Here is a 20,365-nt window from a genome sequence, read left to right on the forward strand (position 1 = left end):
TGCTCCTCAGGCGGCGTTCTTGAGTTTCGGGTCCAGCGCATCGCGCAGGCCGTCGCCCATCAGGTTGATTGCCAGGACGCTGAGCAGGATGGTCAGCCCAGGCAGGCTCACCACCCACCAGGCGCGCTCGATGTAGTCGCGTGCCGAGGCCAGCATGGTGCCCCACTCAGGCGTCGGCGGTTGCACGCCAAGGCCGAGAAAGCCCAGCGCTGCGGCGTCGAGAATCGCCGAGGAAAAGCTCAAGGTCGCCTGCACGATCAGCGGCGCCATGCAGTTGGGCAGCACGGTGACGAACATCAGCCGTGGCAGGCTGGCGCCGGCCAGGCGCGCGGCGGTGACGTAGTCGCGGTCGAGCTCGCCGATCACTGCGGCGCGGGTCAGGCGCACGTAGGAGGGCAGCGAGACGATGGCGATGGCGATCACCGTGTTGATCAGCCCAGGGCCGAGGATGGCGACGATGGCCACCGCCAGCAGCAGCGAGGGCAGCGCCAGCATCACGTCCATCAGGCGCATGATCGACGGGCCGAGCAGACGCGGGAAGAACCCGGCCAGCAGGCCCATCAGCACGCCCGGGATCAGCGACAGCACCACCGACGACAGGCCGATCAGCAGCGACAGTCGAGCGCCCTGGATCAGCCGCGAGAGCAGGTCGCGGCCCAGTTCATCGGTGCCCAGCACGAAGCGCCAGGTGCCGCCGTCCAGCCACACCGGCGGGGTGAGCAGAAAATCACGGTATTGCTCGCTGGGGTTGTGCGGCGCTACCCAGGGGGCGAACAGTGCGCACAGCACGATCAGGCACATGAAGGCCAGGCCCGCCACCGCGCCCTTGTTGCGCGAGAAGGCGTGCCAGAACTCCTTGTAGGGCGAGGGGTAGAGCAGGCTCTGGTCAACGGCGTTGGCGGCGGCCACGGGGGTTACGGTCGAGTCGGTCATGGCGGGCCTCAGCGCTGGTGGCGGATACGTGGGTTGGCCAGGCCGTAGAGGATGTCCACCACGAAGTTGACCAGGATCACCAGGCAGGCGATCAACAGGATGCCGTTCTGCACCACCGGGTAGTCGCGCGCGCCAATGGCTTCGATCAGCCATTTGCCGATGCCCGGCCACGAGAAGATGGTTTCGGTCAGCACCGCGCCTGCGAGCAATGCGCCGATTTGCAGGCCGAACACCGTCAGCACCGGTATCAGCGCATTGCGCAGGCCGTGGATGAACACCACCCGCGCCGGTGACAGGCCTTTGGCGCGGGCGGTGCGGATGTAGTCCTCGCGCAGCACTTCGAGCATCGACGAGCGGGTCATGCGGGCGATCACCGCCAGCGGAATGGTGCCCAGCACGATGGCTGGCAGAATCAGGTGCTGCACGGCATCGAGGAAGGCGCCGTCCTCACCGCTGAGCAGGGTGTCGATGAGCATGAAGCCGGTGACCGGCTCGACATCGAACAGCACGCCGTTGCGCCCGGACACCGGGGTCCAGCCCAGGCTCACCGAGAAGAACATGATCAGAATCAGGCCCCACCAGAAAATCGGCATGGAATAGCCGGCCAGGGAAATGCCCATCACCCCATGGTCGAACAACGAGCCACGCTTGAGCGCGGCGATCACCCCGGCCAGCAGGCCGACGATGCCGGCGAACAGCAGGGCGGCGAAGGCCAGCTCGACGGTGGCCGGGAACAAGGTGGTGAATTCGCTCCACACGCTCTCCCGGCTGCGCAGCGATTCACCCAGATCGCCCTGGGCGAGCTTGCCGATGTAGTCCAGGTACTGCGCCGGCAGCGGCTTGTTCAGGCCCAGGCGCTCCATGGCCTGAGCGTGCAATTCAGGGTCCAGACGGCGTTCGCCCATCATGACCTCGACCGGGTCACCGGGGATCAGGCGAATCAGCGCGAAGGTCAGCAGGGTGATGCCGAAAAAGGTCGGTATCAGCAGGCCCAGGCGGCGGGCGATAAAACTCAGCATTGTCAGTGGTACCTCATCAGGCTGTGCGGCGATCAGCCAGTCACGGCAAGTGCCGCCGGTGGTCCGGATAGGGGCCGGCGGTCGTTGTGCTGTCTTACTTCACCTGGGTAGTGGCGAAGTTGTTCTTGGTCGTTGGGCTGATCACATAGCCCTCGACGTTGTCGCGCAGGGCAGTGAACACCTTGGGGTGTGCGATGTTGATCCAGGGCTGGGCGGCATCGTACACCGCCAGCGCTTGCTCATAGAGTTTCGCGCGCTGCGCGGGTTCGATGATTCGCCGCGCCTGGTCGATCAACGCCTGGAATTGCGGGTCGCACCAGCGCGAATAGTTTTCGCCATTCTTCGCCGCTTCGCAGCCCAGCAGTGGGGTGAGGAAGTTGTCCGGGTCGCCGTTGTCGCCGGCCCAGCCAGCGGCGACCATGTCGTGCTCGCCGCGTTTGGCGCGGCGCAGCATTTCCGCCCATTCCATGACGCGAATGTCGACGCGCAAACCGATCTGCGCCAGGTCGGCCTGGAGCATTTCCGCCGCCAGGCGGGGGTTGGGGTTGCTTGGGCCACCGCCATTGCGGGTGAACAGGGTCAGCGTGGTGCCGTCGGGCACGCCGGCTTCCTTGAGCAGCGCGCGGGCTTTGGGCAGGTCGCGGGGCAGGCTGTGCAGGCTCGCGTTGTAGCCCATCAGCGTCGGCGGATAGGGGTTGACCGCAGGCAGCGCATTGCCCTTGCCGAACAGTTGCTCGACCAGCGCCTGGCGGTCGACGGCCATGTTGATCGCCTGGCGCACACGCACATCGTTGAGCCATGGGCGTTGGGTGTTGAGCGACACATAGCTGGTGACCATCGCTTCGATACCGGCGACTTTCAGGCGCGGGTCGGCTTCGATGGCCGGTACCTCTTCAGGTTTGGGGTACAGCGCCACCTGGCATTCGTTGGCGCGCAACTTTTGCAGGCGCACGTTGTTGTCTGGGGTGATGACGAAGATCAGCGCCTCGGCGGGCGGTTTGCCGCGAAAGTAGGTGGGGTTGGCGGCATAGCGCACCTGGGCATCCTTGCTGTAGCGCTGGAACACGAACGGCCCGGTGCCGATCGGCTTGCTGTTGAGCTCGGCGGTCTTGCCGGCGGCCAGCAGTTGGTCGCCATATTCGGCCGAATAGATGGAGGTGAAGCCCATCGCCAGGTCATGCAGGAACGGCGCTTCGCGACGGTTGAGAGTGAACACCACGGTGTAGTCGTCGGTTTTCTCCACCGAGCGGATCAGTTGCCCGAAGCCCATGCTTTCGAAGTATGGGAAGCCGATGCTGGCCTTGTCGTGCCAGGGGTGCTTGGGGTCGAGCTGACGCTGGAAGCTCCATAGCACGTCGTCGGCATTGAGTTCACGGCTGGGGCTGAACCAGGCGGTTCGATGAAACTGCACGCCTCGGCGCAGGTGAAAGGTGTACACCAGGCCGTCGTCGCTGATCGACCAGCGTTCGGCCAGGGCCGGTTGCAACTCGGTGGTGCCAGGGACGAATTCCACCAAGCGGTTGAACAGGGTTTCGGCCGCCGCGTCGCCGGTGACGGCGGTGGTGTACTGGACGGTGTCGAAACCTTCCGGGCTGGCTTCGGTGCAGACCACCAGCGGCTTGGCCAGCGCCTGATCGGCCAGGCCCAGCAGCAGGGTCATCAGTAGGGCATTGCGGGCTAGCGTCTTCATGGGAACTCCAAGGGTGACGAGATGCAGAATAGCTGCCACGGCCTGCCACGCAGGCCGTGGCACCCAGCCTCAGAGCAGGCTGAACGGCAACGTGGTGACCACGCGGAACTCGTCCAGGCTGCCATCGGCCTGACCGGCACTGGCGCGGTGAGCGCTGTAGGTGGCGCGAATGGCGGTATTTTTCAGCGGCCCGCTCTGTACCGCATAGCTGGTGCCGAAGCCGTACTCATAGTGGTTTTCCCCTTGCATGCCGCGCACGTCGTAGCCATTGCCGCGGTAATGGGTGCCATCGATGCCCCAGCCGCGGGCCTTGTAGAGGTTGAACTTGAGCCCCGGCACGCCGAAGGGTGCCATGTTCAGCACGTAGGAGAACTGCAGCGACTTTTCATTGGGTCCGTTGAAGTCCGACATCAGCGAGTTGGCGAGGAAGATGCCGTTTGTCTCGTGCAGGTAATCGAAGTACTCGTTGCCGTTGATCTGCTGCCAGGCCACCGAGAACGTGTGCGCCTGATGGGTCAGGCCCAGCGACAGGCTGTAGGCATCGTTGTCGATCTCGCCAAGCTTCTGCCGGCCGCTGTCGACGGTCTTGTAGTAGTTCAGGCCAGTGGCCAGGCTGAGCACGTCGCTGTCACCCAGGCTGTGGCTGGCGCCAAAGTAGTACTGGTTCCAGAAGTCTTCGACGTTGGCGGCATACAGGCTGGTAGTCAGGCTTTTCAGCGGCTGGTAATTGAGGCCGAACATGTTTACCCGATCGGTCTCGACGCCGGCGGCGCCGTATTCACTGCGAAACTTGCTCAGGCTCTGCTCGGTACGCGGCGACACGCGGTCGAAGGTGCCGGCATCGAAGGTCAGGTTGTCGAATTCGGCGCTGTTGACGCTCAGGCCCTGGAAACTCGAGGGCAGCGCGCGGTTGCCGATGTAGGCGATCACCGGCGTGTCGACGCTATGGCGTCCGGCGGTCAGGGTGGTGTTGGACACTCGCGCCTTGAGGTTGGCCAGGCCCAGCTTGCTCCACTGGGCGATGACGTCGCCGTCGCTGTGGGTCAGGGTGCGGTTGTTCGGCCCGGCCACCCGCGATCGCCCTTGCTGCAAGGCCAGGGCGTGGTAGCCGGCCGCTTCCAGAGCGAAGCCGACCGTGCCTTGGGTGAAGCCCGAGCTGTAGTTGAGCACGGTGCCCTGTACCCAGTTCTCGCGGCTGTGGCTGTCGTGCCGAGTGCCGTCGGCCTTGTAGTAGCGCCACAGCGGTCCGCGCGCCGAATGCTCGCGGCCATACCAGTTGCGCGTGCTCCCCGACACGCTTTGACCGGCGATGAAGCCCGGCGCCTCGGCTTGCGCCGAAGCGCTTGCCAGTTGTACCGAGAGCGGCTCCTGGCTGATCGGCTCGGCGTGGGCGAGGGGGATGAACGTGCACAAGGCCAGGGCCAGTGCGGTGTTGGCTGTCTTCAAGGTAAATGCTCCTTTCTCGTTATGACCCGCCTGGCAGGGCGGGGTGGGTGCGGCAGGGTGTTGCGAAACGGGTTCGGTGCGCCCTGTAGGCAAATTTCGGGTGCACGCCGCCACGGGAGTGGCGCGGCCACTCCCGGAGCTGGGTGAAGGGTTATTCGGTGCTGACGCCGGAGAAGGTGTTGCGGCCGAACGGGCTGACCTGGAAATCGAGCACCGTGCGCCGAATCGGCTGATTGACGGTGGAATGCGCCACTGGGGTGATCGGCACCTGCTGTTTCAGGCGCTGCTGCGCACGCTGGTACAACGCGGTGCGCTGGGCCGGGTCGGTGACACGCCTGGCCTGCTCGACCCATTGGTCGTATTCACCGTCGCACCAGCGGGCATAGTTGTTGCTGCCAATGGCGGCGCAGCTGTACAGCGTGCCGAGCCAGTTGTCCGGGTCACCGTTGTCGCCGGTCCAGCCGACCAGGGCGATGTCGTGCTCGCCGTTTTTCAGGCGCTTGAGGTACTCGCCCCATTCATAGCTGACGATGCGCACGGTCAGGCCGATGGCCTGCCAGTCGGCCTGGAGCATCTGCGCCATGAGCTTGGCGTTGGGGTTGTAGGGCCGTTGCACCGGCATCGCCCACAGGGTGATTTCATGCCCCGGCTCGACCCCGGCTTCGGCAAGCAGGGACTTGGCCCTGGCCGGGTCGAACGGCGCATCCTCAATGCTCGCGTCGTACGACCATTGGGTCGGCGGCATGGCGTTGACCGCCCGTTGCCCGGCCTCGCCATACACCGCCTGCAGAATCGCGGCCTTGTTCACTGCCATGTCCAGTGCCTGACGCACCTTGAGCTGGTCGAACGGCGCGCGCTCGGTGTTGTAGGCGATATAGCCCAAGTTGAAACCGGCTTGCTGCAGCACCTGTAGCGCAGGTTCGGCCTTGAGCTGGGGCAGATCGGCGGGGCGCGGGTTGAGGGTGACCTGACACTCGTTGCGGCGCAGCTTCTGCACCCGCACCGACGGGTCGACGTTGATCGAGAACACCAGGGTGTCGAGGCGGACCTGCTCGGGTGCCCAGTACTCGCGGTTGCCGCGGTAGCGGATCTGCGCGTCCTTCTGATAGCGCTGGAACACGAACGGCCCGGTGCCGATGGGCTTGAGGTTGATGTCGGCGGGGCTGCCCTTGCCCAGCAGTTGCTCGGCGTATTCGGCCGAAAGGATCGAGGCGAAGCTCATCGCCAGGTTCTGGATGAACGCTGCATCGACCTGGGCCAGGGTGAAGGTGACGGTCAGTGGGTCGATGGCGTCGACGGCGAGGATGTTGCGGTCCAGGCCCATGCTGACGAAATAGGGGAACTCGGTCGGGTAGGCCAAACGGAACGGGTGCTGTTTGTCGAGCATGCGGCGGAAGCTGAACAGCACATCGTCGGCATTGAAGTCGCGGCTCGGGGTGAAGGCGGCGTTACTGTGGAACCTGACCTTTTCGCGCAAATGGAAGGTGTAGCGCAGGCCATCGTCCGAGACCTCCCAGTGGGTGGCCAGGGCCGGTTGCACGGCAGTGCCGCCGCGTTCGAATTCCACCAGGCGGTTGTACAGCGGCGCGCTGGCGTCGTTGTCGGTGGCACTGGTGAACTGCGCGGTGTCGAAGCCCGCGGGGCTGCCTTCAGAGCAGAACACCAGGCTGTTGGCCAGTGCTGCGGCACTGTGGCTGAGCAGACCTGCGCCAAGCACAGCGCATAGCAGGATCAAACGCATGACAACTCCTTGCCCAAATCGATGAGTCCGTTGCACGCGTGGGCATGCGCCGGCAGCAGGCCAGGCTTCATCAAGGGAAAACTGGTAGCGGCACGGTCGCATGCACTGCACGCGGATGAGAGAGGAAATCTCCAAGGCCGGGCGTAACGCTTCCCAAGCCCCCAGTCTGCGGCTACTCGCTTATGCCGACGCCATAGAACGAGTTGAGGCCGAACGGGCTGATCTTGAAGCCCTGCACCGACTTCCTCATGGGCTGGTACACCGTGGAGTGGGCGATGGGTGTCATCGGCACCTGTTCCTTGAGGATGCGCTGGGCCTTTTGGTACAGCGCGCTGCGCTGGGCCTGGTCGGAGGTGGCCTTGGCCTGCTTGATGAGGTCGTCGTAGGGCTTGTAACACCACTTGGAGAAGTTGTTGCCGCTCAGCGAGTCGCAGCCGAACAGGGTGCCGAGCCAGTTGTCCGGGTCACCGTTGTCGCCACTCCAGCCGATCAGCATGGCGCCGTTCTCACCGCCCTTGGAGCGCTTGATGTATTCGCCCCACTCGTAGCTGACGATATCGGCCTTGATGCCGATCTTCGCCCAGTCGGCCTGGAGCATCTGCGCCATGAGCCTGGCATTGGGGTTGTAGGGGCGCTGCACGGGCATGGCCCACAGGCTGATGTGGGTGCCTTCCTTGATGCCGGCCTCCTTGAGCAGCGCCTTGGCCTTGACCGGGTCGAAGGGTACGTCCTTGATGCTGGTGTCGTAGGACCACTGGGTCGGCGGCATGGCATTGACCGCCAGTTGCCCGGCACCCTGGTACACCGAGTCGATGATCTGCTGCTTGTTCACCGACATGTCCAGCGCCTGACGCACTTTGAGCTGGGCCATGGGGTTGGGCTGATCGCTGCCCTTGAGGGTGTCCATCACGTTGTAGGCGATGTAGCCGAGGTTGTAGCCGGCCTGTTCGGGCATCTGCAGGTTCGGGTCTTTCTTCAACGCTTCGAGGTCGGCTGGGCGGGGGAACAATGTGACCTGGCATTCGTTCTTGCGCAGCTTCTGGATACGCACAGAGGGGTCGGTGGTGATGGCGAAGATCAGGTTGTCGAGCTTGACGTCATCGGGCTTCCAGTAGTCCTGATTACCCTTGAAGCGAATCAGCGCGTCTTTCTGGTAGCGGCTGAAGACGAACGGGCCGGTGCCGATCGGCTTCTGGTTGATGTCTGCCGGCGTGCCCTGCTTGAGCAACTGCTCGGCGTATTCGGCCGAATGAATCGAGGCGAAGCTCATTGCCAGGTTCTGGATGAAGGCGGCGTCGACCTGGTTGAGGGTGAAGCGCACCGTGTGCTCGTCGAGTTTCTCGACGCGGACGATGTTCTTGTCCATGCCCATGTCGGTGAAGTAGGGGAACTCGCTGGGGTAGGCTTTGCGGAACGGGTGTTCGGCGTCGAGCATGCGGTTGAAGGTGAAGAGCACGTCATCGGCCTGGAATTCGCGGCTGGGGGTGAAGTAGTCGGTGCGGTGGAACTTCACCCCTTCACGCAGGTGGAAGGTGTAGATCTTGCCGTCGTCGGACACCTCCCAGCGGCTGGCCAGCCCCGGTATCACCTGGGTGCCACCGCGTTCGAACTGGGTCAGGCGGTTGAACAGCGGCTCGGCCGAGGCATCGAAATCGGTCCCGGTGGTGTATTGGCCCGGGTCGAAACCAGCCGGGCTGCCTTCGGAACAGAACACCAGGTTGGAAGCTGCGAAGGCGCTTGGGCTGGCGATCAGAAAGCCGGTGGCGAGCGCGAGCGGGATGACTGCATGTTTGAGCATGGTGGCCTCATTCTTGTCATTTTTCGGAGGAGATGGCCTCGTGAGCCGCCACCGGATACTTGTCCAGGGTCGGAGGCATTGCAACGCCGAATGAGCGAATGAGGGCGAAAAGGTGGAACGAACGTACATCAATGTCGCATCGATGTAACTTCGTGCGGCTTTGCAGGTTTAAATGGGCGAATTTGCCGAAAATGGCAACATATTCAAGGTTTTTCGAAGCGTGGGAAGGAGCTTAAGTGCGTGTAGGCAGGGGTTGCTACCGCTGTAGGAATTAGTACCGATAAGCGACCCAGGTCACCTTGCGCGACCTGGGTCGAGTACTAACGGTCAGGGCATCTGGATTTCGATCAGGCCGTCGGCATTGAGCGTCACTTCGCTGGTGCCGGCCTCGATGTCAGGTGCTGGCGCCGCTTCGTCGCTCATGGCTTTCATCGCCATCGGCGCGCTGCGCAGGTAGGGGCGCGGGTAGCCGCTGCTGTTGAGGTTGAGGTTGACCACCTTGTAACCCGAACCGCCGAGTGCCTCGGTGGCCAGTTGGGCACGGGCCTTGAAGGCGTTGACCGCTTCCTTGAGCAGTTCATCTTCGCTGGCCTTGCGCGTGGCCGGGGCGATGGAGAAGTCCATGCCGCCCATCTTCAGGTCTTGCAGCAGCTCGCCGGTGAGCTTGGACAGGGCGGGGAAGTCGGCGCTTTCCAGGCGCAGTTCGGCGCGTTCGCGCCAGCCGCTGATCTTCTGCCCTTTGCTGTCGTAGACCGGGTAACTGTTGCGGCTGCCCTGGCTGATCTTCACGTCCTTGACGTCACGGGCCTGTTGCACGGCCTTGTTCATGGTCTCGGTGATCTGCTTGGCGAGTTTGCCGGGGTCGGTGTTCTGCGCTTCGCTGTACAAGGTCACGACCATCAGGTCGCGGGCGACTTCCTTGCTCACTTCTGCGCGCAGCGATACCTGGTTGTAGCGTGGCTCGTCCGCGGCCAGCGCGGGGAGGCTGGCCAGCAGGCCGCAGGTGAGAATCACAGCGGTGCTGCGACGGGGCATGTGCATGTGTGGCTCCTTGGTGTTGACAGCGCTCGGTTGGGCGCTATGGGTTGCGCACCTGGCCAATCAGACCGACGACAGCGAACCGGGTTCAAAAGTGCCATCACGCAGCTGTATCAAAGTGTGGCGCTTTGCCGCATCGCTTCAGGGCGCAGCGCCATTTCGGTATACTCCGCGTGTTTTTCCCCGCCGTTGCCCTCAGGAGAGCTCATGCTCGCCGCCGTACATCCGTTGTCCGCTACCCGTCAGAACCTCTGGCGCCTGACCGTCATTCGGGTGCTGGTGCTGGCCGCCCAGGCCGGGTCGGTGGGCGTCGCCTACTGGACCGAACTGCTGCCGTTGCCCTGGCTGTCGCTGGCCCTGACCCTGGCGCTGTCGTCGTTGCTGTGCGCTTTCACCGCCTTGCGGCTGCGCCTTTCGCTGCCGGTCACCGAACTCGAGTACGCGCTGCAACTGGCCTGCGACCTGCTGATCCACAGTGCGCTGCTGTATTACTCGGGCGGCTCGACCAACCCGTTCGTGTCCTATTACCTGGTGCCGCTGGCGATCGCCGCGGTGACCTTGCCGTGGCTGTATTCACTGGTGCTCTCGGGCATTGCCCTGGCCGCCTACAGCCTGCTGCTGGTGCAGTTCTACCCCCTCGAAGACCTGCCCATGGCGCGCGACAAGATGCAGGTCTACGGCATGTGGCTGAGCATCGCCCTGGCCGCTGCGGTGATCACCTTCTTCGCTGCGCGCATGGCCGAAGAACTGCGCCGCGCCGAGCAGATGCGTGCCGAGCGTCGCGAAGACAGCCTGCGGGACGAGCAACTGCTGGCCGTCGCCACCCAGGCCGCCGGCGCCGCCCACGAGCTGGGCACGCCGCTGGCGACCATGAGCGTGCTGCTCAACGAAATGCGCCAGGACCATCGCGACCCGCAACTGCAGGAAGACCTCGCCGTGCTGCAGGACCAGGTGCAGTCGTGCAAGCACAGCCTGCAACAGCTGGTGCGTGCGGCAGAGGCCAACCGGCGCATGGACATCCTCGAGCAGGACGTCACCGCCTGGCTCGACGAGGCGCTCAACCGCTGGCACCTGATGCGCCCGGAAACCAGCTACCGTTTCCAGCGCCTGCGCGATGGCGTGGTGCCGCGTCTGGCGCCGCCGCCCGACCTCACCCAGGCGCTGCTGAACCTGTTGAACAATGCCGCCGATGCGTGTCCGGACGACCTGCAGGTCTACCTGGACTGGAACGAGCAGGACATCCTGATCAGCATCCGCGACCATGGGCCGGGTGTGCCCCCGGCCATCGCCGAGGCCATCGGCAAACCCTTCATAACCACCAAAGGCAAAGGCTTCGGCCTCGGCCTGTTCTTGAGCAAGGCCAGCGTGACGCGTGCCGGCGGCTCGGTGAAACTCTATAGTCATGACCAGGGCGGCACCCTGACCGAACTGCGCCTGCCCTACGGCACGCGAGGAGAGCAATGATGAGCGATGAAATCCAGGTTGAAGGCGAAGAGCTGCCCCACCTGCTGCTGGTGGACGACGACGCCACCTTTACCCGAGTGATGGCTCGGGCCATGAGCCGCCGCGGTTTTCGCGTCAGCACCGCAGCCTCTGCTGAAGAAGGCTATGAGCTGGCCAAGCGCGACTTGCCCGACTACGCCACCCTCGACTTGAAGATGGAAGGCGATTCGGGGCTGGTGCTGTTGCCCAAGCTGCTCGAGCTCGATCCGGAAATGCGCGTGGTACTGCTGACCGGCTATTCGAGCATCGCCACCGCGGTCGAGGCGATCAAGCGCGGTGCCTGCAACTACCTGTGCAAACCGGCCGATGCCGACGACGTGCTGGCGGCATTGCTGTCCGAGCACGCCAACCTCGACACCCTGGTGCCGGACAACCCGATGTCGGTCGACCGCTTGCAGTGGGAGCACATCCAGCGCGTGCTGGCCGAGCACGAGGGCAATATCTCTGCCACTGCGCGGGCGCTGGGCATGCACCGGCGTACCTTGCAGCGCAAGTTGCAGAAGCGTCCGGTTCGGCGCTGAGCGCTGCGCTGGCATATCAGGCAGTTCCTACGCGGGAACTGCCTTTTTATCGTCTGGGAGAAACCGCAATTCCTGGCCGCTGGCGTATGATTAGCGCCCTCATTCCGCCGCACCAGGACATCCCGCCGCCATGCTCGAGCTGCTGATCCAGACCCTGAACATCACGGCACCTGTGTTCGCCATGCTGTTTCTCGGCGTACTGCTCAAGCGCATCGGGCTGATCGACGATGCCTTCAACCGGGTAGCCTCCAACCTGGTGTTCAACGTGTGCATGCCGGCGCTGCTGTTTCTCGGCATCTATCACGCCGACCTCTCCAGCGCCGTGCAGCCCGGCCTGATCGTCTACTTCACCGTGGCCACGCTGATCGGTTTCGGGGTGTCGTGGTGGCTGGCGATCCGCCGCTGTGCGTATGCCGATCGCGGCATCTATACCCAGGGCAGCTTTCGCGGCAACAACGGCATCATCGGCCTGGCGCTGGCGGCGAGCCTGTATGGCGACCACGGCATTTCCCTGGGCGCGCTGCTCGCCGGCCTGGTGATCCTGCTCTACAACACGCTCTCGGCCGTGGTGCTGGCGATGTACAGCCGCGAACTCAAGTCCGATCCATGGAGCATCGCCAAGAGCGTGCTGAGCAACCCGCTGATTCTCAGTGTGCTGCTGGCCACCGTGCTGGCCTATGGCGAGGTGGCGCTGCCCAACTGGCTGCTGACCTCCGGCGACTACCTGGCGCAGATGAGCCTGCCGCTGGCGCTGATCTGCATCGGCGGCACGCTGTCGCTGCCGGCGCTGCGCGACAGCGGCAAACTGGCTTTCGAGGTCAGCCTGTTGAAGATGGTCTGGCTGCCACTGCTGGGCACCCTGGGGGCCTGGCTGTGTGGTTTCCGCGGCGCCGAGCTGGGCATTCTGTTCCTGTATTTCGGCAGCCCCACCGCAGCGGCCAGCTACGTCATGGCGCGCGCAGCCCAGGGCAATCACCAGCTCGCGGCCTCGATCATCGTCATCACCACGTTGATGGCTGCAATCACTACCAATATCGGCATTTTCGTCTTGCAGTGGGGCGGATGGATCTAGATGCTCACTGCCGACTTCGCCACCGCTTTCTGAGCCATAGGACACCGCATGGACACGCAGCACTCGCCAGAACCGCTCAAACGCGGTCTGAAAAACCGTCATATCCAGCTGATCGCCCTGGGTGGGGCCATCGGCACGGGGCTGTTTCTCGGCATCGCCCAGACCATCCAGCTGGCCGGCCCCTCGGTGCTGCTGGGCTACGCGGTGGCCGGCCTGATGGCGTTCTTCATCATGCGCCAGCTCGGCGAGATGGTGGTCGAGGAGCCGGTGGCCGGCAGCTTCAGCCACTTTGCGCACAACTACTGGAGCGAGTTCGCAGGTTTCGTTTCGGGCTGGAACTACTGGGTGGTGTACGTGCTGGTGGGCATGGCCGAGCTGACCGCCGTGGGTATCTACGTCAAGTACTGGTGGCCGGACTTCCCCACCTGGGCCACGGCTGCGATCTTCTTCGTGCTGATCAACGCCATCAACCTGACCCAGGTGAAAGTGTATGGCGAGATGGAGTTCTGGTTTTCGCTGGTCAAGGTGGTGGCGATCGTCAGCATGATCGGCTTCGGCGCCTGGCTGCTCGGCACCGGCAGCGGCGGGCCGGATGCCAGCGTCGCCAACCTGTGGCAGCACGGCGGCTTCTTCCCCAACGGCATCACCGGGCTGATCATGGCCTTGGCGGTGATCATGTTTTCCTTCGGCGGGCTCGAGCTGGTCGGCATCACCGCTGCCGAGGCCGACAACCCACGGTTGAGCATTCCCAAGGCCACCAACCAGGTGGTGTACCGCATCCTGATCTTCTACATCGGCGCCCTGGCCGTGCTGCTGGCGCTGTACCCGTGGCAGAAGGTGGTGCAGGGCGGCAGCCCGTTCGTGATGATCTTCCATGAGCTGGACAGCGACGTGGTGGCCACCGTGCTCAACGTGGTGGTGCTGACGGCGGCGCTGTCGGTCTACAACAGCTGTGTGTACGCCAACAGCCGCATGCTGTTCGGCCTGGCCAGCCAGGGCGATGCGCCGCGCCAGTTGCTCAAGCTCAATCGTCGTGGCGTGCCGCTGGCGGCGCTGGGCGTATCGGCCGTGGCCACCGGGCTGTGCGTGGTGATCAACTACCTGATGCCGGGCGAGGCCTTCGGCCTGCTGATGGCCCTGGCGGTGTCTGCGCTGGTGATCAACTGGGCGAGCATCAGCATCACCCACCTGAAGTTCCGCAAAGCCAAGCTGGCTCAGGGCCAGACGCCGTTCTACCGCAGCTGGGGCCACCCGTTCACCAACCACCTGTGCCTGGCGTTCATCGCGCTGATCGTGGTGGTGATGTACCTGACCCCGCCGATTCGCATCTCGGTGCTGCTGATTCCGGCCTGGATCGCGGTGCTGGGGGTTGCCTTCAAGCTGAAGAAGCTGCGCCAGGCCAAGGCCTGAGCGCTGCGCCCCGGCAGTGCGGGGTGAGCCTCACTGCTGGCGGCGCCAGGCGCGCACGGTGGTGTAGAGCAAAATGCCGCCCAGCACCGGCAGCACGTAGAACAGCATCAGCCGCTCGAGCCGCCCGGCCAGCGGCATGCCGGTGGTGAAGGTCACCACATGCAGGCCGTACACCAGGTACAGACCGAGCAGCACCAATCCTTCGGCACGGGTGATGCGGTAGCCGGAATAGAACAGCGGCAGGCTCAGCGCGGCGACACCGAGCATCACCGGCAGGTCGAAAGCCAGGGCGTTGGGCGAGATCGACAGCGGCTGCGGGGTCACCAGTGCGGTCAGGCCAAGCACCGCCAGCAGGTTGAACAGGTTGCTGCCGATCACCGTGCCCACGGCGATCTCGCGTTCCCCACGCAGCGCTGCGACCACCGCCGCTGCCAGCTCCGGTAGCGAGGTGCACACCGCGACCACGGTGAGGCCGATGACCCGCTCCGACAGCCCCAGGTCGGTCGCGACTTCCACCGCAGCTTCCAGCAGCAGATGCCCCGCCAGACTCAGCAGCACGAAACCCAGCGCCACCTGACACAGCGTGCCGGACCAGAACCGTGCACGCCCGACGTGGTGAATCTGCGGGGCCGGATAGGTGCGGGCGTAATGCCGTGACTGATGCCAGAGCATCAGCAGGTAACCGAGCAGGCCAAGCAGCAGCAGCGCGCCTTCCAGGCGACCCAGCTCGGCATTGCTCGCCAGCAGGTACACCAGCGCGCTGGCGCCGATCATCAGCGGCAGGTCGAGGCGCACCAGTTGCCGCGACACCCGCAGCGGGATGATCAGCGCGGTGAAACCCAGCACCACCAGCAGGTTGAAGATGTTGCTGCCGATCACGCTGCCCACGGCGACATCGGGCGCGCCCTGGTAGGCCGCTTGCAGGCTGACGGTCAGTTGCGGCGCGGTGCTGCCGAAGGCGACCAGGCTCAGGCCGATGATCAGCGGGCGTACATGCAGGCGCGTGGCCAGGCGCAAGGCGGCGCGCACCAGCAGCTCGGCACCGATCACCAGCAGGACCAGCCCGCTGCTCAGTTGCAGCAGGCTGAAGGTCGGCAATGTGGCGAGGTCGAAAATGATCAGGACTCCTGAACGGTCATTGACTCAGACCTTGTACCCGCACTCGCGCGGTTCCGCTACGCAGCATGCCGATTTTTCCGGCAGCGGCGCGCGACAGGTCGATCAGCCGCCCGCGGCTATGCGGGCCACGGTCGTTGATGCGCACCACCACACTGCGCTGATTGGCCAGGTTGGTGACGCGCACCCGGCTGCCGAAAGCCAGGCTGCGGTGCGCGGCGGTCAGGGCGTTCTGGTTGAAGGGTTCGCCGCTGGCGGTGCGCTTGCCATGATGGCGCGCGCCGTACCAGGAGGCGTTGCCGGTCTGGTCGTAGCCACGCGGATCGATGGCGTCGCTGGCGCAGCCAGTGAGCAGGGAAAACAGGGCGAGGGTGCCCAGGGAGCGTTTGAACAAAATGCGGGCTCCTTGGCGGAAAGTGAGTTGCCCGAGCGACGAGGCGCCGCTCGGGCAAAACCGAAACTCAGCCTTCGAGTTTGGCCTTGAGCAGTTGGTTCACCTGTGCCGGGTTGGCCTTGCCCTTGGAGGCCTTCATCGCCTGGCCGACGAAGAAGCCGAACATCTTGCCGCGCTTGGCCTCATCGGCGGCGCGGTACTGCTCGACCTGCTCGGCGTTGGCCGCCAGCATCTCGTCGAGCATCGACTCGATGGCGCCGCTGTCGGTGACCTGCTTGAGGCCTTTGCTGTCGATGATCGCGTCGGCATCGCCTTCGCCAGCGGCCATGGCTTCGAACACGGTCTTGGCGATCTTGCCGCTGATGGTGTTGTCGCGGATGCGCAGCAGCATGCCGCCAAGCTGCTCGGCGCTGACCGGTGCCTGGTCGATCTCCACGCCCAGCTTGTTGAGCAGGCTGCCCAGCTCGACCATGACCCAGTTGGCGGCCAGCTTGGCGTCACCGCCGATCTTCACCACCTGCTCGAAGTAGTCGGCCTGTTCGCGGCTGGCGGCCAGCACGTTGGCGTCGTAGGCCGAAAGGCCGTACTGCTGCTGGAAGCGCTCGACCTTCTGTGTCGGCAGTTCCGGCAGGGCCGCGCGGATGCTCTCGAGCAATGCCGGCTCGATGACCACCGGCAGCAGGTCGGGGTCGGGGAAGTAACGGTAGTCGTTGGCTTCCTCCTTGCTGCGCATCGAGCGGGTTTCGTCCTTGTTCGGGTCGTACAGGCGGGTTTCCTGGATGACCTTGCCGCCGTCTTCGATCAACTCGATCTGGCGTTGGACTTCGCTGTTGATGGCGCGCTCGATGAAGCGGAACGAGTTGACGTTCTTGATCTCGCAGCGGGTGCCGAATTCGCTCTGGCCCTTGGGCCGGATCGACACGTTGCAGTCGCAGCGCAGCGAGCCTTCGGCCATGTTGCCGTCGCAGATGCCCAGGTAGCGCACCAGCGCGTGGATAGCCTTGACGTAGGCCACGGCCTCCTTGGCGCTGCGCATGTCCGGTTCGGAGACGATCTCCAGCAGCGGCGTGCCGGCGCGGTTGAGGTCGATGCCGGTGGCGCCATTGAAGTCTTCGTGCAGGCTCTTGCCGGCGTCTTCTTCAAGGTGTGCACGGGTCACGCCGATGCGCTTGATGGTGCCGTCTTCCAAGGCGATGTCCAGGTGGCCCTTGCCGACGATCGGCAGGTCCATCTGGCTGATCTGGTAGCCCTTGGGCAGGTCGGGGTAGAAGTAGTTCTTGCGCGCGAAGACGTTGCGCGGCCCGATCTCGGCGTCGATCGCCAGGCCGAACATGCAGGCCATGCGCGCCGCTTCCTGGTTGAGCACCGGCAGCACGCCAGGCATGCCCAGGTCGACCAGGCTGGCCTGGGTGTTCGGCTCGGAGCCGAAGGTGGTGGCGCTGCCGGAGAAAATCTTCGACTGGGTGGCGAGCTGGGTATGAATCTCCAGCCCGATCACAACTTCCCATTGCATGTGTGAATTCCTCAGAAGCCGTTGGGGGCACGGGTGTGCCAGTCGGTCACTTGCTGGTAGCGGTGGGCGACATTGAGCAGGCGCGCTTCCTGGAAGTACGGCGCCAGCAGTTGCACGCCTACCGGCAGGCCATCGACGAATCCGGCCGGCATCGACAGGCCCGGCAGGCCCGCCAGGTTGGCGGTGATGGTGTAGACGTCTTCCAGGTAGGCGGCGACCGGGTCGTTGCCCTTGGCGCCGAGTTTCCAGGCCAGGTTCGGCGTGGTCGGGCCGAGGATCAGGTCGACGCCTTCGAAGGCGGCCATGAAGTCGTTCTTGATCAGTCGACGGATCTTCTGCGCCTTGAGGTAGTAGGCATCGTAGTAGCCGGCCGACAGCGCGTAGGCGCCGACCATGATGCGCCGCTGCACTTCGACGCCGAAGCCTTCGCCGCGCGAACGCTTGTACAGGTCGGTGAGGTCCTTGGGGTTGTCACAGCGGTAGCCGAAGCGCACACCGTCGAAGCGCGACAGGTTCGAGGAGGCCTCGGCCGGTGCGATCACGTAGTACGCGGCGATGGCGTGCTGCATGTTCGGCAGGCTGATTTCCTTGATCACCGCGCCGAGCTTTTGCAGTTCCTGGATGCTGGCCTGGACCTGTTCGGCGATGCGTGGGTCGAGGCCGGCGCCGAAGTATTCCTTGGGAATACCGATGCGCAGGCCCTGCAGCGAGGCGTTGAGGCTGGCGCTGTAGTCAGGTACCGGCTCATCGATGGAGGTGGAGTCGTTGGCGTCGAAGCCGGCCATGCCTTGCAGCAGCAGGGCGCAGTCTTCGGCGGTGCGGGCCATCGGGCCGCCCTGGTCGAGGCTCGAGGCGTAGGCGATCATGCCCCAGCGCGAGACCCGGCCATAGGTCGGCTTGAGCCCGGTGAGGCTGGTCAGCGCAGCCGGTTGGCGAATCGAGCCGCCGGTGTCGGTGCCGGTGGCGACCGGGGTCAGGCGTGCAGCGACCGCCGCCGCCGAGCCACCCGACGAACCGCCAGGCACGTGCTCGAGGTTCCACGGGTTCTTCACCGCACCGTAATGGCTCGACTCGTTGGCCGAGCCCATGGCGAACTCGTCCATGTTGGTCTTGCCGAGGGTGACCATGCCGGCTGCGGCCAGCTTGGCGACCACCGTGGCGTCGTAGGGCGCGGTGAAGTTGTCGAGCATCTTCGATGCGCAGCTGGTGCGCACGCCCTGGGTGCAGAACAGGTCCTTGTGGGCGATCGGCGCGCCCAGCAGGGCACCGCTCTCGCCGGCTGCGCGGCGTGCGTCGGCGGCCCGCGCCTGCTGCACGGCGAGCTCGTCGGTGACGGTGATGAAACTGTTGAGCTGCGGGTCGAGGGAGTTGATCCGCGCCAGCAGGGTGGTGGTCAGTTCTTCGGCGGAGAACGACTTGTCGGCGAGTCCGCGAGCGATCTCGGCCAGGGTCAATTGATGCATGGCAGGCTCTATCCCTTACTCGATGACTTTCGGAACCAGGTACAGACCGTTTTCGGTCGCAGGGGCGATGGCCTGGTAGGCCTCGCGCTGGTTGCGTTCGGTGACCTGGTCGGCGCGCAGACGCTGGCTGGCTTCCAGGGGGTGGGCGAGTGGCTCGATGCCATCGGTGTCGACCGCTTGCATCTGGTCGACGAGGCCGAGAATGCTGTTCAGGGCATCGGTGATGTGGGGCAGCTCGGCTTCATTCAGGCCCAGGCGGGCCAGATGAGCGATCTTTTCCACGTCGCAACGTTGAAGCGCCATGGGGATCTCCAGGACTATGAAACAAAAAGGAACAATTGTGCCATGAGGAACATGCTGCGGTTCTGGCGGTCAAAGGGCCGCGATCTTCTGTTGGCGTGCTCGGAAAAACTGCCAATTTAACATATTGGCTCCTTGCCCAAAATCCCCGCCATTGTTAGAGTTTGCCGCACTTTTTTACCCACGCTTTCCCCAGGGTCACTTTCCCATGTTCAAGAAACTGCGTGGCATGTTTTCCAGCGATCTGTCGATCGACCTGGGGACGGCCAACACTCTAATCTACGTGCGTGAGCGCGGTATCGTACTGAATGAGCCCTCGGTTGTTGCCATCCGTACCCACGGCAACCAGAAAAGCGTCGTCGCTGTCGGTACCGATGCCAAGCGCATGCTCGGCCGTACCCCGGGCAACATCGCCGCCATTCGTCCGATGAAGGATGGCGTGATCGCCGATTTCAGCGTTTGTGAAAAGATGCTGCAGTACTTCATCAACAAGGTGCATGAGAACAGTTTCCTGCAGCCCAGCCCGCGTGTGCTGATCTGCGTGCCGTGCAAGTCGACCCAGGTCGAACGCCATGCCATCCGCGAGTCGGCCCTTGGCGCCGGTGCCCGTGAAGTGTTCCTCATCGAAGAACCCATGGCCGCGGCCATCGGTGCCGGCCTGCCGGTCGAGGAAGCGCGTGGCTCGATGGTCGTCGACATCGGCGGCGGCACCACCGAAATTGCCCTGATCTCGCTCAACGGCGTGGTCTACGCCGAATCCGTACGGGTCGGTGGCGACCGTTTCGACGAAGCCATCGTCACCTACGTGCGCCGCAACTACGGCAGCCTGATCGGCGAATCCACCGCCGAGCGCATCAAGCAGGAAATCGGCACCGCCTACCCGGGTGGCGAAACCCGCGAAGTCGATGTCCGCGGCCGTAACCTGGCCGAAGGTGTACCGCGCGCTTTCACCCTCAATTCCAACGAAGTGCTCGAAGCGCTGCAGGAATCGCTGGCGACCATCGTCCAGGCGGTCAAGAGCGCGCTGGAGCAATCGCCGCCGGAGCTGGCCTCCGACATCGCCGAGCGCGGCCTGGTGCTGACCGGTGGTGGTGCGCTGCTGCGTGACCTGGACAAACTGCTGGCCCAGGAAACCGGTCTGCCGGTGATCGTCGCCGAAGACCCACTCACCTGCGTCGCCCGTGGCGGCGGTCGGGCACTGGAAATGATGGACAAGCACGCCATGGACCTGCTCTCGAGCGAGTGACCGACGCGGTCGCTGTCTACCCGGAACGTTTCCCTCCGGTTTACAGGTAGCACGGGCAGTGCTACCTGTATGCGTCGGCTGGCGCTGATCTGCGCCGCTTCCGTCAACCCGCAACCAGGCTGGTGCGTTGTCCCATGTCCAATGACCTCCTGAGTCGTCCAC

The 20,365-nt window shown here is 64.4% G+C and carries 17 protein-coding genes; 5 read left to right on the forward strand and 12 right to left on the reverse strand.

The window, feature by feature from the left end:
• Window positions 1–6: 6 nt before the first annotated feature.
• The 7 genes from H618_RS0115875 to H618_RS0115905 form a co-directional block, all read right to left on the reverse strand.
• Window positions 7–933, reverse strand: a complete 927-nt coding sequence (locus H618_RS0115875) for an ABC transporter permease subunit (RefSeq protein ID WP_049870404.1) — start codon at window positions 931–933, stop codon at window positions 7–9.
• An 8-nt stretch (window positions 934–941) separates the two neighbouring features.
• Window positions 942–1,952 carry an ABC transporter permease subunit gene (locus H618_RS0115880; RefSeq protein WP_028696009.1) on the reverse strand — a complete coding sequence of 337 codons (1,011 nt, stop codon included), beginning with the start codon at window positions 1,950–1,952 and terminating at the stop codon, window positions 942–944.
• A 94-nt stretch (window positions 1,953–2,046) separates the two neighbouring features.
• A complete protein-coding gene (locus H618_RS0115885; protein ID WP_028696010.1) occupies window positions 2,047–3,642 on the reverse strand; it encodes an ABC transporter substrate-binding protein in 1,596 nt (531 codons plus the stop codon).
• A 69-nt stretch (window positions 3,643–3,711) separates the two neighbouring features.
• The gene (locus tag H618_RS0115890) at window positions 3,712–5,088 is read right to left on the reverse strand and encodes an OprD family porin (RefSeq protein ID WP_028696011.1); all 1,377 of its coding nucleotides are present in this window, start codon (window positions 5,086–5,088) and stop codon (window positions 3,712–3,714) included.
• Between the two features lie 151 nt (window positions 5,089–5,239).
• A complete protein-coding gene (locus tag H618_RS0115895) occupies window positions 5,240–6,829 on the reverse strand; it encodes an ABC transporter substrate-binding protein (protein WP_028696012.1) in 1,590 nt (529 codons plus the stop codon).
• A gap of 172 nt (window positions 6,830–7,001) precedes the next feature.
• Window positions 7,002–8,627, reverse strand: coding sequence for an ABC transporter substrate-binding protein (locus H618_RS0115900; RefSeq protein ID WP_028696013.1), 1,626 nt, complete (start codon window positions 8,625–8,627; stop codon window positions 7,002–7,004).
• Window positions 8,628–8,954: 327 nt separating this feature from the next.
• A complete protein-coding gene (locus H618_RS0115905; RefSeq protein WP_028696014.1) occupies window positions 8,955–9,668 on the reverse strand; it encodes an SIMPL domain-containing protein in 714 nt (237 codons plus the stop codon).
• Between the two features lie 204 nt (window positions 9,669–9,872).
• Here H618_RS0115905 and H618_RS0115910 point away from each other — a divergent pair, with 204 nt between their 5' ends.
• The 4 genes from H618_RS0115910 to H618_RS0115925 all read left to right on the forward strand — a co-directional run bounded on the left by H618_RS0115910 (window position 9,873) and on the right by H618_RS0115925 (window position 14,171).
• A complete protein-coding gene (locus tag H618_RS0115910) occupies window positions 9,873–11,129 on the forward strand; it encodes an ATP-binding protein (protein WP_028696015.1) in 1,257 nt (418 codons plus the stop codon).
• On the forward strand, window positions 11,129–11,689 hold the full coding sequence (locus H618_RS0115915) for a response regulator transcription factor (protein ID WP_028696016.1): 561 nt from the start codon (window positions 11,129–11,131) through the stop codon (window positions 11,687–11,689). The genes H618_RS0115910 and H618_RS0115915 overlap by 1 nt, the downstream gene beginning before the upstream one ends.
• A gap of 130 nt (window positions 11,690–11,819) precedes the next feature.
• A complete protein-coding gene (locus H618_RS0115920) occupies window positions 11,820–12,761 on the forward strand; it encodes an AEC family transporter (RefSeq protein ID WP_028696017.1) in 942 nt (313 codons plus the stop codon).
• 48 nt (window positions 12,762–12,809) lie between these two features.
• Window positions 12,810–14,171 carry an amino acid permease gene (locus H618_RS0115925; RefSeq protein ID WP_028696018.1) on the forward strand — a complete coding sequence of 454 codons (1,362 nt, stop codon included), beginning with the start codon at window positions 12,810–12,812 and terminating at the stop codon, window positions 14,169–14,171.
• Between the two features lie 30 nt (window positions 14,172–14,201).
• On the opposite strand, the gene H618_RS0115930 is transcribed toward H618_RS0115925, so the two are convergent.
• From H618_RS0115930 to gatC, 5 genes are all read right to left on the reverse strand, one after another.
• Window positions 14,202–15,227 (reverse strand): calcium/sodium antiporter, encoded by a 1,026-nt coding sequence (locus H618_RS0115930; RefSeq protein WP_028696019.1) that lies wholly within the window; start codon window positions 15,225–15,227, stop codon window positions 14,202–14,204.
• A 79-nt stretch (window positions 15,228–15,306) separates the two neighbouring features.
• Window positions 15,307–15,681: a septal ring lytic transglycosylase RlpA family protein gene (locus H618_RS0115935; RefSeq protein ID WP_028696020.1), complete on the reverse strand. Its 375-nt coding sequence runs from the start codon at window positions 15,679–15,681 to the stop codon at window positions 15,307–15,309.
• 67 nt (window positions 15,682–15,748) lie between these two features.
• Window positions 15,749–17,194 (reverse strand): Asp-tRNA(Asn)/Glu-tRNA(Gln) amidotransferase subunit GatB, encoded by a 1,446-nt coding sequence (gatB, locus tag H618_RS0115940; RefSeq protein ID WP_028696021.1) that lies wholly within the window; start codon window positions 17,192–17,194, stop codon window positions 15,749–15,751.
• An 11-nt stretch (window positions 17,195–17,205) separates the two neighbouring features.
• The gene (gene gatA, locus H618_RS0115945) at window positions 17,206–18,657 is read right to left on the reverse strand and encodes an Asp-tRNA(Asn)/Glu-tRNA(Gln) amidotransferase subunit GatA (protein ID WP_028696022.1); all 1,452 of its coding nucleotides are present in this window, start codon (window positions 18,655–18,657) and stop codon (window positions 17,206–17,208) included.
• Between the two features lie 15 nt (window positions 18,658–18,672).
• Entirely contained in the window at window positions 18,673–18,960 is a 288-nt protein-coding gene (gatC, locus tag H618_RS0115950; RefSeq protein WP_028696023.1) for an Asp-tRNA(Asn)/Glu-tRNA(Gln) amidotransferase subunit GatC, read from the reverse strand.
• Between the two features lie 205 nt (window positions 18,961–19,165).
• Between gatC and mreB the strand changes: the two genes are divergently transcribed.
• Window positions 19,166–20,203: a rod shape-determining protein MreB gene (mreB, locus tag H618_RS0115955; protein ID WP_028696024.1), complete on the forward strand. Its 1,038-nt coding sequence runs from the start codon at window positions 19,166–19,168 to the stop codon at window positions 20,201–20,203.
• Window positions 20,204–20,365 lie beyond the last annotated feature (162 nt).

Origin of the sequence: Pseudomonas cremoricolorata DSM 17059 = NBRC 16634 (assembly GCF_000425745.1) — a bacterium.
GTDB classification, from domain to species: Bacteria; Pseudomonadota; Gammaproteobacteria; order Pseudomonadales; family Pseudomonadaceae; genus Aquipseudomonas; species Aquipseudomonas cremoricolorata.

Excerpts from the sequence above, each read along its gene's own strand:
- H618_RS0115875 (WP_049870404.1), bottom strand. The coding sequence starts at position 933 with ATGACCGACTCGACCGTAACCCCCGTGGCCGCCGCCAACGCCGTTGAC.
- H618_RS0115880 (WP_028696009.1), bottom strand. The coding sequence starts at position 1,952 with ATGCTGAGTTTTATCGCCCGCCGCCTGGGCCTGCTGATACCGACCTTT.
- H618_RS0115885 (WP_028696010.1), bottom strand. The coding sequence starts at position 3,642 with ATGAAGACGCTAGCCCGCAATGCCCTACTGATGACCCTGCTGCTGGGC.
- H618_RS0115895 (WP_028696012.1), bottom strand. The coding sequence starts at position 6,829 with ATGCGTTTGATCCTGCTATGCGCTGTGCTTGGCGCAGGTCTGCTCAGC.
- H618_RS0115900 (WP_028696013.1), bottom strand. The coding sequence starts at position 8,627 with ATGCTCAAACATGCAGTCATCCCGCTCGCGCTCGCCACCGGCTTTCTG.
- H618_RS0115905 (WP_028696014.1), bottom strand. The coding sequence starts at position 9,668 with ATGCACATGCCCCGTCGCAGCACCGCTGTGATTCTCACCTGCGGCCTG.
- H618_RS0115910 (WP_028696015.1), top strand. The coding sequence starts at position 9,873 with ATGCTCGCCGCCGTACATCCGTTGTCCGCTACCCGTCAGAACCTCTGG.
- H618_RS0115915 (WP_028696016.1), top strand. The coding sequence starts at position 11,129 with ATGAGCGATGAAATCCAGGTTGAAGGCGAAGAGCTGCCCCACCTGCTG.
- H618_RS0115920 (WP_028696017.1), top strand. The coding sequence starts at position 11,820 with ATGCTCGAGCTGCTGATCCAGACCCTGAACATCACGGCACCTGTGTTC.
- H618_RS0115925 (WP_028696018.1), top strand. The coding sequence starts at position 12,810 with ATGGACACGCAGCACTCGCCAGAACCGCTCAAACGCGGTCTGAAAAAC.
- gatB (WP_028696021.1), bottom strand. The coding sequence starts at position 17,194 with ATGCAATGGGAAGTTGTGATCGGGCTGGAGATTCATACCCAGCTCGCC.
- gatA (WP_028696022.1), bottom strand. The coding sequence starts at position 18,657 with ATGCATCAATTGACCCTGGCCGAGATCGCTCGCGGACTCGCCGACAAG.
- gatC (WP_028696023.1), bottom strand. The coding sequence starts at position 18,960 with ATGGCGCTTCAACGTTGCGACGTGGAAAAGATCGCTCATCTGGCCCGC.
- mreB (WP_028696024.1), top strand. The coding sequence starts at position 19,166 with ATGTTCAAGAAACTGCGTGGCATGTTTTCCAGCGATCTGTCGATCGAC.